The sequence below is a fragment of the Natrinema soli genome (genome assembly GCF_028618695.1).
On record NZ_JAQIVI010000315.1, the window covers coordinates 1 to 11,506 of the forward strand.

14 protein-coding genes and 1 tRNA gene are annotated in these 11,506 nt (G+C 64.9%); 7 read left to right on the forward strand and 8 right to left on the reverse strand.

What is annotated here, in order from left to right; all coding sequences use genetic code 11:
* The first annotated feature begins 270 nt into the window (after positions 1–270).
* From PGX04_RS18835 to PGX04_RS18845, 3 genes are all read left to right on the forward strand, one after another.
* On the forward strand, positions 271–1,113 hold the full coding sequence (locus PGX04_RS18835) for an aldo/keto reductase (RefSeq protein ID WP_273739910.1): 843 nt from the start codon (positions 271–273) through the stop codon (positions 1,111–1,113).
* A gap of 150 nt (positions 1,114–1,263) precedes the next feature.
* On the forward strand, positions 1,264–2,034 hold the full coding sequence (locus PGX04_RS18840; protein ID WP_273739911.1) for a hypothetical protein: 771 nt from the start codon (positions 1,264–1,266) through the stop codon (positions 2,032–2,034).
* Positions 2,035–2,125: 91 nt separating this feature from the next.
* Positions 2,126–2,317 carry a DUF7333 family protein gene (locus PGX04_RS18845; protein ID WP_273739912.1) on the forward strand — a complete coding sequence of 64 codons (192 nt, stop codon included), beginning with the start codon at positions 2,126–2,128 and terminating at the stop codon, positions 2,315–2,317.
* 39 nt (positions 2,318–2,356) lie between these two features.
* On the opposite strand, the gene PGX04_RS18850 is transcribed toward PGX04_RS18845, so the two are convergent.
* Both PGX04_RS18850 and PGX04_RS18855 read right to left on the reverse strand, forming a co-directional pair.
* Positions 2,357–3,592: an AGE family epimerase/isomerase gene (locus PGX04_RS18850; protein ID WP_273739914.1), complete on the reverse strand. Its 1,236-nt coding sequence runs from the start codon at positions 3,590–3,592 to the stop codon at positions 2,357–2,359.
* Between the two features lie 132 nt (positions 3,593–3,724).
* The gene (locus tag PGX04_RS18855) at positions 3,725–4,696 is read right to left on the reverse strand and encodes a phosphoadenosine phosphosulfate reductase family protein (protein WP_273739915.1); all 972 of its coding nucleotides are present in this window, start codon (positions 4,694–4,696) and stop codon (positions 3,725–3,727) included.
* Between the two features lie 294 nt (positions 4,697–4,990).
* Here PGX04_RS18855 and PGX04_RS18860 point away from each other — a divergent pair, with 294 nt between their 5' ends.
* Positions 4,991–5,731 (forward strand): SDR family NAD(P)-dependent oxidoreductase, encoded by a 741-nt coding sequence (locus PGX04_RS18860; protein WP_273739916.1) that lies wholly within the window; start codon positions 4,991–4,993, stop codon positions 5,729–5,731.
* A 30-nt stretch (positions 5,732–5,761) separates the two neighbouring features.
* Here PGX04_RS18860 and PGX04_RS18865 read toward each other — a convergent pair whose 3' ends face one another.
* The 6 genes from PGX04_RS18865 to PGX04_RS18890 all read right to left on the reverse strand — a co-directional run bounded on the left by PGX04_RS18865 (position 5,762) and on the right by PGX04_RS18890 (position 10,332).
* Positions 5,762–6,088 carry a zinc ribbon domain-containing protein gene (locus PGX04_RS18865; protein ID WP_273739917.1) on the reverse strand — a complete coding sequence of 109 codons (327 nt, stop codon included), beginning with the start codon at positions 6,086–6,088 and terminating at the stop codon, positions 5,762–5,764.
* A gap of 134 nt (positions 6,089–6,222) precedes the next feature.
* Entirely contained in the window at positions 6,223–7,503 is a 1,281-nt protein-coding gene (locus PGX04_RS18870; RefSeq protein ID WP_273739918.1) for a PQQ-dependent sugar dehydrogenase, read from the reverse strand.
* A gap of 168 nt (positions 7,504–7,671) precedes the next feature.
* Positions 7,672–8,256 carry a DUF7110 family protein gene (locus PGX04_RS18875; RefSeq protein ID WP_273739919.1) on the reverse strand — a complete coding sequence of 195 codons (585 nt, stop codon included), beginning with the start codon at positions 8,254–8,256 and terminating at the stop codon, positions 7,672–7,674.
* A 118-nt stretch (positions 8,257–8,374) separates the two neighbouring features.
* Positions 8,375–8,719: a glutaredoxin family protein gene (locus PGX04_RS18880; RefSeq protein WP_273739920.1), complete on the reverse strand. Its 345-nt coding sequence runs from the start codon at positions 8,717–8,719 to the stop codon at positions 8,375–8,377.
* 183 nt (positions 8,720–8,902) lie between these two features.
* Positions 8,903–9,700 (reverse strand): M14 family metallopeptidase, encoded by a 798-nt coding sequence (locus PGX04_RS18885; protein ID WP_273739921.1) that lies wholly within the window; start codon positions 9,698–9,700, stop codon positions 8,903–8,905.
* 146 nt (positions 9,701–9,846) lie between these two features.
* A complete protein-coding gene (locus tag PGX04_RS18890) occupies positions 9,847–10,332 on the reverse strand; it encodes a DUF309 domain-containing protein (protein WP_273739922.1) in 486 nt (161 codons plus the stop codon).
* 102 nt (positions 10,333–10,434) lie between these two features.
* Between PGX04_RS18890 and PGX04_RS18895 the strand changes: the two genes are divergently transcribed.
* From PGX04_RS18895 to PGX04_RS18905, 3 genes are all read left to right on the forward strand, one after another.
* Complete coding sequence (locus tag PGX04_RS18895) at positions 10,435–10,563, forward strand: hypothetical protein (protein ID WP_273739923.1); 129 nt, start codon at positions 10,435–10,437, stop codon at positions 10,561–10,563.
* A gap of 203 nt (positions 10,564–10,766) precedes the next feature.
* A tRNA-Leu gene (locus PGX04_RS18900) sits at positions 10,767–10,849 on the forward strand.
* A 199-nt stretch (positions 10,850–11,048) separates the two neighbouring features.
* The coding region (locus tag PGX04_RS18905) for an inositol monophosphatase family protein (RefSeq protein WP_337959479.1) at positions 11,049–11,506 on the forward strand (458 nt) is incomplete at its 3' end.

Sequence of the window (11,506 nt, forward strand, 5' to 3'; positions counted from 1 at the left end):
CCCGCCGGTCTGACCGACCGCGGCCACCCCGTCGGCCTGCAACTCGTCGGCCGGCGGTTTTCCGACGACGACGTCCTCACGGCGAGCGCCGCGCTCGAGCGCGAGCGACCCTGGGACCATCTCTACGAGTGACTCGGGAGAGATTGCCGAGACGACGAGCCACGAGCGACGTTCTCGAGGCACACTGATACCCCGTCACATCCGCTGTCGCACTGCGAACCGTTGACCGCAACCCAAACCCATTTTCGCGTTCTCCCCCATCGATCGAACATGGGAACTGAAGACGCCGAAGCGATCGCTCCGGGTACGTGTCCGACCGCCAGCGGCATGCCGATGCTCGGCCTCGGAACCTGGCAGAACGACGATCCCGAGCAGTGCGCCGAGAGCGTGCGGACGGCCCTCGAGACGGGCTATCGACATATCGACACCGCCCAGGCTTACGGCAACGAAGACGCCGTCGGCGACGGTATCGCGGCCGCGAACGTCGACCGCGAGGACGTCTTCCTCGCGACCAAGCTCTGGCACTCGAACCTCGCATACGACGACGTCATCGAGACGGCTCGAGACAGCCTCGACCGGCTGGGCGTCGACTCGCTCGACCTGCTCTACGTCCACTGGCCGTCGGGGACGTACGACCCCGAGGAGACGCTGTCTGCCCTCTCCGAACTGTACGACGAGGGGCTGATCGAGAACGTCGGGGTCAGTAACTTCCTCCCCGACGATCTCGAGGTGGCCGCGGACGTCTGCGACGCGCCGCTCTTCGCGAATCAGGTCGAACTCCACCCGCTGCTCCCCCAGGAGCGGATCCGCCAGGCCTGTGAGAACGACGATATCGAGGTCGTCGGCTACTCGCCACTGGCACGCGGGAACGTGTTCAACCAGCCCGAGATTCAGGACATCGCCGAGAAGCACGACGCCACCGAGGCGCAGGTCAGCCTCGCCTGGGCGCGCGAGAAGGGCGTCACCCCGATTCCGAAGGCGACCGGCGCGGAGCACATCCGCGACAACTGGGAGTCGCTGACCGTCGAACTCGATCAGGAGGACATCAACGCGATCGACGCGATTGACGAAACGCACCGCGAAGTCGATCCCGACTTCGCCCCGTGGAACTGATCGACGACACAGGTTCGCGCGGCGTTCATTTGAACCGCTCCGTTCACCGTCGATAGCCGCTGTGTGGTCTTTCAGCCGGGCTATCATCGACATATCATATTGAAAGAAAAATCAGGAAAGTTTACGGTACACCGGCTTTTTGGCTCGCGTATGTCTACCCGCTCACAACGCGGTGGCGGCGGTGGGCTCGCCGGCGCGATCAAGGCCGACGTTCGGCGGTTACACGGGGCCTGGATGGAGATCGTCTTCCCCAGGCAACGCGGCCGCGGTCACTCCGTCATGGGCAAGTGGAAACCCGAGTCCCTCCCGCAGAAGATCGGCTATCACGGCTGGAGCGTACTCGGGATCATCGGCTTGCTCTTCCTCTATCCGTTAACTGTGCTCGGTCTCGGAACCCGCTTCTACGCGGCGAAACTCGACTCGACCAGGACCAGACTGGGCATCGTCGGCGTCACCGGCGTCGCACTGCTCGGCTGGGGGCTACTGACGATCGCCTGGGGTGCGATGTCGTATATGGAACAGGTCGACATCCCCCTCGAGGCGGTCCTCGCGGTCGCAGCGGCGAGCTTCCTCGCGACCGTTTCGACCGCGCTCACCGCGACGTTCTCGAAGGTCGGCGGCCGCGGCACGACGGTCGTCCTCGCGTATCCGTTCGCGATGACGGCGCTGTTTCTGCCGCCCGTCGTCGCCGCGCTCGTCACGCCGTCGCTGCATCCGTATATCCTCGATCCCAGCTACGACTTCGCCGTTTGGGCGCTCGACAACGTACTGTTCGTCGGCGGTCTGAGCGACTATCTGCGCCACAATTACACGCTCGAGGGGCCGGCCTACGCCGCGATGTGGGTCGGAATCTCGTTCCCGCTGGGCTGGTTCCTCGGGACCGTCGTGGCACTGGCGAATCTGGTTCGACCGTCGCAGTAGTTCGGTCGCCGCATTTCATTCACCGTTCAATCTTCGTGAACGGACTGCCGATTCCCGATACCATTAGTCGTCGGGTTCCCAATCACTGCACATGGAGTTCGACCTTCCCACGACCGCTGCCGCGTTTATCGCCGTCATCGCAATCGGCGTCGTCGGCCTGATCGCCGCACCAATGATGGGAATGGACACCGTGTTGACGATGGTCGCACCGTCGATGCTCGTGTTCGGACTGATCATGTTTGGACTCGGTCTCAAACACGGCGAGTACCGGTCGACCCGCTGATCGTCGACCGCCGCCGTCTCGGGCCGGCGTACCGGATTCTCAGTCGTCGTCCGCTCGAGCCCCGAGCCCCTCCCTTCCGTCCGCCTCGAGGGCCCGCGCGACGAGCCAGCAGTTCGTCAACGGGTGGTAGCCGGGTTCGACCGCCGGACCGCGGTTCGGGCCGTCGCGGCCGTGGTCGCGCGCGAGCCGTTCGTACCAGTTGCCGTACCGGGGATTGATCAGGTGCTCCCCCGCGTACTCCCAGAGCCGGTCGTACCACTCGAGGTATCCCGTCGACCGCCCGTCGGCGTCAGCGTCGACCAGGCTCAACAGCCCGCTCGCGCCGATCGCCTCCGCGTGGACCCAGCCGAATTTGTCCGGGACGACCGGTTCCCCGTCGTCCTCGACGGTGTAGTAGAGCCCGCCGTACTCGTCGTCCCAGCCCAGATCGACGGCGGTCTCGAAGAGGCCTCGAGCGCGCTCGAGCACCCAGGACTCGGGGCGGTGGACGGCGAGCAGCGCCAGTAGTTTCGCCCACTCGGCGTGATGTCCGGGCTGGTACCCCGGCGGTCGGAACCGGTGGCGAGGGCTGTCCTCGTTGTACGACAGGTCCGGCTCCCACTCGTCGGTGTAGTGCTCCCAGAGGAGGCCGTCGGTCGCTGCTGTGACGTCTCTGGTGAACCGGTCGGCGACCGTGTACGCTCGCTCGAGGAACCGGGACTCGTCGGTCGCCTCGTAGGCGGCGAGCATCGCCTCGCAGGCGTGCATGTTCGCGTTCTGGCCGCGGTAGGACGTGAGCTCCCAGTCCGGCGACGCGCGGTCGGCGTACAGTTCGCGGTCGGGTTCCCAGAAGCGCTCCTCGAGCACCCCGAACGCGCGATCGAGTTCGGCTCGAGCGCCCGGAATCCCAGCCTGTAGCGCCCGGGAAGCGGCCAGCAGGACGAACGCGTGTCCGTAACAGTACCGCGTCCGGTCGGTCGGCGTCCGTCCCTCGAGGAGCCAGTCGTAGCCCCTTCGCCCGTCGTCCCAGTGGACGGTCGAGAGGAACCGGAGCCCGTGTTCGGCGGCGTGTTCGCACCAGTGAGGACCGTCGGCGAGGACACCCAGACTGAAGTTGTGGACGCCGCGCGCGGTCGCAACGAGGTGTTTCGTGCGAGCGTCGTAAACGCGTCCGTCGCGCTCGTCGAGCTGTGCGACGTAGCCGCCGACGGCCGTGTCCAGACAGTCGGGATAGTAGAAGTTCAGCACGTCCCTGATCCGGTGGCGGAGCCCGGCCCGCGTTCGGTAGAGGGTCATACTACCTCGTTCGATCGAGTCGGAAATAAAGGCGTTCGAACGCGGTTGCGAACGCGTATCGCACGGTTCGGCGGGCCTCGTTTCGTCAGCCCGTCGAACGAATCGGTCGAAGCCGCGACTGGGACGCCGTGCTCACATGTACCCGAGGTCGCGCAGGCGCTCCATCAGGTCCTCTTTGTCCTGGGCGCGGCCCGCGCGCTCGGTGGTCCCCTCGAGGTCCTGCAGCCAGGCGGGATCCTCGTTGGCCTTCTCCGTGCTGACTTCGCTGCCCAGCGACCGGAAGCCGGCGAAGTACTTCGGCGAGATCGGAATGTCGTCCTGTTCGACGCCCTCGGGGAGGTCGGTGTCGCTTTCGGGAACGTAGCCTTCCTCGGGGAAGTTCTCGACCGTGTCCGGGACCACGAAGTTCCAGAACGCCTGCCACACGGCGGCCTCGTCGAACTGCAGGATGGGCTGGATGCGGTCGTGGGGCGGGTAGATGTCCGGATCGTGGCGCGGCGAGAAGAACGTCTCGTCGGCGCGGGCCTCCTGTTCGTCCCAGCGGACGCCGGAGATGACGCCGTCGATGTCGTGCTCCTCGAGCGCGTCGTTGAGCGCAACCGTCTTCAGCAGGTGGTTGCCGACGTAGGTGTCGAGCAGGAACGGGAACGTGTCCTCCTCGTACTCGAGGATGTCCTCGACGTGGTGTTGGTTGTGTTCGGAGAGCTCGGAAATGTCGATGTCGTCGCCGGGCTCGAGACCGTGTTCGTCGACGTACTCGCCGACGTCCTCGTTGCGCGCGTAGATCACATCGAGGTCCCATTCGTCGGCCCAGTGGTCGACGAAATCGTGGATCTCGTCAAAGTGCTGGTAGTGGTCGATGAAGACCGCTTGGGGCACCTCGAGGTCGAACCGGTCGGCGACCTCCTTGATGAAGTAAAGGGTGAGCGTCGAGTCTTTGCCGCCGGTCCACATGACCGCCGGGTTCTCGTACTCTTCTAGGCCCTCGCGGGTGACCTCGATCGCTTTCTCGATTTTGTCCTGAATGTGGGGATACTCCTCGGGATCTTCGCCTTCGCCGTCGGAATAATCGACGTTTACGTAGTCGGGGAAGTTCTCGGCCATCTCGTAATTAGATATAATTAGGAGATGTAAATCCTTTGGGTCGGCGGAAAGCTCTGTCGGCATCCCGGACCGCGCGGGTCCTCGCGGTTCGGTCGTCAGCGATACGTCGACGCGAAATCTCGCACACTGTATCCTCCGTATCCAGCCAAGAACTCGAGTCGAGTGGCGAAACGAGACGCGGTGTCGGAGGTTCCGGCAATTTTCGCTCTCGCAACGGCGAGGGACGTCTCGTCACGGAATCGTCGTGCTGGCCACTGGCGAACGTATTACTTCGTGGCTATCGACTCTCACCGTATGACGACTCTCACCGACGAGACGATCATCGTGACCGGCGCGAGCAAGGGACTCGGACACTCGATGGCGCTGCACCTCTCGGAACTCGGTGCGAACGTCGTCCTCGTGGCTCGCAGCGAGGACGACCTCGAGGCCGTGGCCGACGCGGCGGACGGCGAGACGCTGATCGCGACCGCGGACGTTCGCGACGCCGATGCCGTCGACCGCGTCGTCGAATCGACGCTCGAGCGCTTCGGCGGAATCGAGACGCTGATCAACAACGCCGGACTCTCCGGGCTCAGTTTCGGCGAGGATCGCCGGTCGCTGGTCGAGACGAGCGAAGACGAGTGGGACCGGATTATGGACGTCAACGTGAAAGGAGTCTACCTGTTCACGAAACGCGTCCTCGAGGCGATGCTCGAGAGCGGGCAAGAGTCGGGGAACGTTTGCAACGTCTCTTCCGGCCTCGGCCGCTACGCGATTCCGGACGCCGCGGCGTACATCACGTCGAAGTGGGGCCTCGAGGGGTTCACGCGGGGAGTCGCGCTTGAGGTCGAGGACGACGGAATCAACGTCAACGCGATCGATCCCGGCGGCCGGGTGAACACGCGGATCTGGGAACATCTCCCCGACGACGAACGCCAGGAGATCCTGCAACCCGACGTGATGGACGACGCCGCTGCGTTGCTGGCCGCGCAGGGACCGGACGGCGTCACCGGCGAGTCGATGACCGCCGCGGAGTGGGAAGACCGACTCGAGTGACGAGCGAACGGGGCCGCACCGAACCGGCCGTCAGGACGACTCGAACCGGTGGTGACAGCCGTGGCAGTACACCATGCCCGCTCGGTTCGGCGTTCCACACGCGGGACATCGACCCGTCGACGAGCCGTCAGCCTCGACGCCAATCTCGTTCGCTAACGCGGCGAGTACGTCGTCGTGCTCCGTGATGTCGTGAGCGTCGTCGCGTCCTCGCGTCCGCGCCCACTCGTTGATCAGATCGTCGTCCCGCAGTCGTTCGAGTCCCCGGACCAGTCCCAGAAAGCAGAGCGTCGGGGCGATCATCACGAAGGCCGCCACGGCGAGGCGACCGAGGAGCGTGTACGGGCCCGGACCGTCCATACTCGTCGTTCGCCATCGGGACTATAAACGTCTATCGCCGGTCAGATGGCCACAGCGGGCGGACTCCTCCTCGTCTGTCGGGCTTCGCGTCACCGACGTCCGGCTGCGGTGTCCGTGGATCGTGCGAGGCGCACTCACGCGATGGGGACGACGCGGAAGACTCCGCCCCCGCCGGTACCCATGCCGAGCGCGTACACCTCTCCCTCGTCGTCGCGACCGAAGGAGAGCAGCCGCTCGAGGGTCGTCCCGCCGTCGATCTCGAGGACGGTGGACGACCACAGTTCGTCACCGTCGTCGGGTCGAGTGGCGGCGAACAGCCGCCCCTCGGGAAGGAAGTCGCCGAAGACGTACGCGCCCTCCAGTTCTGGAAGTGTCGAACCGCGGTAGACGTAGCCACCGATGACCGACACGCCGCTGACCGCCGATTCCGTCGGCGGGTGCGGATACTCGATGATCGGATCGTGGAACGGCTCGCCGCCGCCGTCGCGTTCGGCGGCGCGGTCCGGACAGGTCTCCTCCCGGTAGCAGTGGGTCCCCTCTCTGACGTTCCAGCCGTAGTTCCCGCCCTTCTCGAGGCGGTTCACTTCCTCGTAGTCGTTCTCGCCGACGTCCGCGACGAAGCAGTCGCCGTCGTCGAACGACAGCCGCCAGGGGTTCCGAAAGCCCCACGCGTAGTACTCGTCGAAGCCGGCCCGGCCGACCAGCGGGTTGTCGTCGGGGACGGCGTACGCTCGATCGGCCGTCCGATCGTCGACGTCGAGTCGCAGAATGCTTCCCAGGAAATCCGTCGTGACGTCTTGACCGCCGCCGCCACCGCCGCCGCCCGTGCCGATGCTGACATAGAGGAACCCGTCCGGTCCGAACGCGAGATCGCCGCCGTTGTGGAAGTCCGCCGGTTGGGGGATCTCGAGGACGACGCGTCCGGTGTCTCGGCGAACCCTCCTGCCGTCGTCGGTCGCCCGGAACGACGCGAGGATCCCCGTGTGGTCGAAATCCGCCGGCGTTCCGGACTGACGCGATGCGCTGAAGTGGACGAACAGCCGGCGGTTCTCGGCGAAATTCGGCTGTAGTGTCATACCCAGTAACCCTCGTTCGCCGCCGGTAACGATCGTCTCGCGGAGATCGAGCAACGGCTCCTCACGGAGTCCGTCCGATTCGTGAACGTAAATGCGGCCACCGCGATCGGCGACGTATCGCCGGTCAGAACCGGGGGCGAACTCGAGCGCCAGCGGCATCCTCAGTCCGTCGACCAGCGTCTCGAGGCCGACTGCGTTCGGTACTCGATCGATCGCGTCCAGTGCGTTCGCTGCCGCAGGCTCGCCGGCTCGAGACCGTCTCGCGAAGCCGGCGAGCCCAGCCGTCGCGCCGACGGTCGCACCCGTCAGGAACCGCCGTCGGCTGGTGAGGGGTTCCATGGTGGGGTTCGTACAGCCTCGAGGGGGATATAGACCTCTCCGGTCGAGATGAACGCTGTTCGCACTCGGAGATTCAGGATCGCGTTGCCGAGGCGTCGGTGACCGCGCCGCTATTCGTCGATGAGTCGGGGCGAGCGATCGGTTCCCGTTTCGTTCATACGGACCGTCTCAGTCCGTGATGAACTTGTTGTCCCGCCAGTTGACGCCGCCCTCGCCCGAGCCGTGGTCGCGGGGGCCTTCGACGACTTCGATGTCGGCCGGCCGGGGTTCGCCGTCGACGATCCGGGTCGCCTCGAGGTCGCCGTCGCGATCCGAGATCGCCGTCAGGGTGCCCTTCTCGGCCGCTTCGGCGATCTCACAGAGAACGAGGAACATCTCGTATTGCAACAGCGAGTTCTGGAGGACGGTCTCTCGGTCGCCCTTGAAGGCGGCGAACTCGACGAGTTCGGATTCGATCTCTTCTTCCTCTTCCTCGTCCCAGCTGAAGGACTTCTGTCGCCGCTCGTCGGGATCTTCCTCGTAGACCCGATTTTCCGTGACGCTGGCCTTGAGCTGTGCCGTCGGCGTGTACTTGCTGACGGACTGGTCCTCGGCGACGGCCTTGAGAATCAGCGTATTGTTCCGTCGCGTGATTTCGACGTCGTTGATCCCGTCAGGGTACTTCGCCTCGTCGATGTGCTCGCGAAGGTCTTCGAGGGGCAGTTCGAGTGTCGAGTGCAGCCGATATACGTGTCTGGATTCCTCTGTTGACATTGTGGGGAGGTGTGTACGGCGATAGTCGTGGTCTGTTCATACGTGGGCGTGACTTATATGACCTGCTATTAAATGTGTGAAATATCAACCATGATAAACGAATTGACGTATTCGTCCGTTACGCGCCGTTGAGCGTCTCAGCGAGCTCATTACGCTCCTCGAGTTCCTCGAGGATGTCGGAGCCGCCGACGAATTCGCCGTCGACGAACGTCTGCGGGATGGTCTCCCAGTCGCTACGTTCGGACAGCGCCCCCCGGAACTCGTCGAGCGACTCGAGAACGTCGACGGTCTCGAACTCGTCGCGGTGCTGGTCGATCAGCCCGAGCGCCTTGCGGGAGTAGCCACACTGGGGCATCAGTTCGGTTCCCTTCATGAAGAGTACGACCTCGTTCTCCTCGAGCGCCTCGGCGACCTGCTCGTTGACCTCCTCCTGATCGAGACCTTGATTCGGTGGGAATTCCATACTCGCCTGTACGGCAGTGAGGGGGATATGCCTTGCGTCCTCGGCACTCTCGATGTCGGAACTGCGGCCTGTTGCGTGAACGAACGGAGCAAGGCAGGTACGGGGCAGCGTAGGCACGGAGCAGGGCAGGCACGGGGCAGGGCAGAAACGGTGGCGGGCAGAAGGTGTATCGCGAGTGCTGGCTCAGTCCGCCGCCGCGGGCGTCTCGAGCACGTCCACTTTCTCGGCGCTGTAGCCGAAGACGTCCCGGTAGCCGTTCGACGACATGAGGACCGGATAGAACGACTCGTCGGCGACCTGCTTCTCGCCGTCGGCGGCGGCGAACGGCGCGCCGGCCTCGACCTCCGTGAAGTTCTCGACGAACACTTCGTAGGTGTCGGCCTGATCCTTGCGGATGACGTCGGTGAGCCGGTAGACCGGCAGGTCGCGGCGGACGGTGTCGCCGGGCAACGCGCCCACTGCGGTGAGGAACGATCGCGTCAGTCGGTCGGCGTTCTCGGCGGCCGTCTCCGATCCCTGTAGTCCGCACTCGACTTCGATGGTGTCGATCGAGGAGAAGAGTCGTCCCTCCGCGAAGTTACTCGTCTCGACCATCGCCGCGACTGGCAGTTGCGGGACGATATCTTTGGCCGTCTCGTTGACCCCGTTAACGATCGCGAAGGGGTCGGCGTGGCTCTGCGTGGAGTGCATCGAGAAGGTCAGACAGCCGTCGAGTTCATCGACGAGTTCGTGCGCGAGCCGTCCCTCGTGCGTCTTCGCGTCCGGACTGCCGGGGAACGCGCGGTTGAGATCCTCGTCGACGAACCGCACCTGTCGCTCGAGCGCTGCTTCGTTGGCGACGATGAGTTTGACGGGCCGTTCGACGGTCGGGCGGTCGTCGAGGAGGCGTTCGATCGCTCGGACGCCACAGGGTTCGTCCCCGTGGACGCCCGCCACGACTGCGATTTCCGGCGTTCCCGACCCCAGCTGTGCAACTCTCATTACTAGTTAGTTCGGCTGAAAGGGCAAAGGCAATTCGGTCTTTCACAGCGTCGACCGATCGCGGACCGCGTTCGGCTCTTCGTTCGAACGGACTCGAGCACGACCGCGACACGCTTCGAATCGCCTCACTCCTCGAGCGAACCGTCTCACTCCTCCAGCGAGTCGGCGTACTCGTACTCGACGGCTCGAGCGGCCGGTCGCTCGTCGTCCAGCCGTATTCGCCAGCCGTCAATAGAGGCCGGTTCCTCGAGGGCGTTCGTGAGCGCGGTCCGGACTGCGAGCACATCGACTCCGTAGTAGTCGTTCGGGACACCGTGGAGGTACTGCAGCGCGGTCTCGAAGAGGCTCCGCATGCCGTCGTCGTTCTCGAAATCGACGTGTTTGTAGGCCCCCGCAGCCACCTGGACCATTCCGTGGCAGAACTTGCTCTCCGTGGTGCCGGCCCCGTAGTTGTACCATTCGGCCTCGAAACAGTCGTGGGACTCGTGGTACGCGCTGTCGTTGAACAGCCGAACGCCGCTGTCGGTCGCCCGGCGCAGCGTCGCGTGCTCCCAGCGACCCGCGGACGGATCCCAGCCCGTCGGGTTCCCGGCCGGCGGCTCGACGGTGGGGTCGCGGGTGTGGTCGTCCATATCACTGTCGAGGGCCGAGAGACGGGTAATTCCGTCGATTACGCGCCTCATAGCGTTAGTAAGCACCGTATTTATCCCGATACGTACCCCATACCGAACTAGATGGTCCAGCCCTACGGCCGCTGTCAGCACTGTGGGGAGCGCCTCTACGCGCACATCGAGGGCGGATACCAGTGTCTGAACTGCGGTCGGCGGTACACCGAGGAGGCCCTCGAGGAGCAGATGGCCTGAACTGACGGGACGACCTCGGTTGGAGAATTCTCGTCGGTCCTCGAGCGAGTTGATGCGCAGCCTCGCTTCCAGTACCGTTTTGCAGATCCGTTTCGGCGTTGCAGACCCGGTTCGACGCGTTTCGGTATCGGTGGGGATCCGATGCGAAACCGGACGGGAATCGGACGATTTAACCCCTGCGACGGTCTGAGACAGAGATGCGTGCGAGGGTAGCCAAGCGGTCAACGGCGGCGGACTCAAGATCCGCTCTCGTAGGAGTTCGTGGGTTCGATCCCCTCCCCTCGCACTCACCACAGTGCGCGGCAAGACGGAGCGTCTTGCCCTCGCAAACTTCTGACGCCGACATACCCTGACCGAGCAACCGCTACAGCGACTGGCTCATCGAGCGTGGCCGTCGAAAGCCGGTACCGCTCGAGGGGCCCGACGACGGCGGCTCGAGGCGTACAGTACGATCACTTTTCACCCCCGAACGACGAGGATGGGCCATGACCGAACCCGAACCGGACCCCGATCGCGCGGCCGTCGCGGCTCGAGCAGCGGGCGAGGGGGCCGCCGTCGCGGCCGACTCGTTTCGAACTGATCTCGCCGTCGAGGAGAAAAACGGCAAGACGGACGTCGTGACGCAGGTCGACCGCGACGCACAGGAGACCGTCATCGGGACCATCCGCGAGGCGTACCCGGACGATCCGATCGTCGGCGAGGAGGAAGACGCGCTGAAGGAGGTCCCCGAGACCGGACCGGCCTGGATCGTCGACCCCAACGACGGGACGAACAACTACGTCGACGGGATTCGAGCGTTCGGGACCGCCGTCGCGGCCGTCGTGGACGGTGAACCGGTCGGCGCCGCGTTCGACTGTCCCGCCCTCTCTGACACCTACCGCGTCGGCCCCGAGGGTGCGTCCCGCAACGGCGAGCCGCTGTCGGTCAGCGACTGCGCCGACCC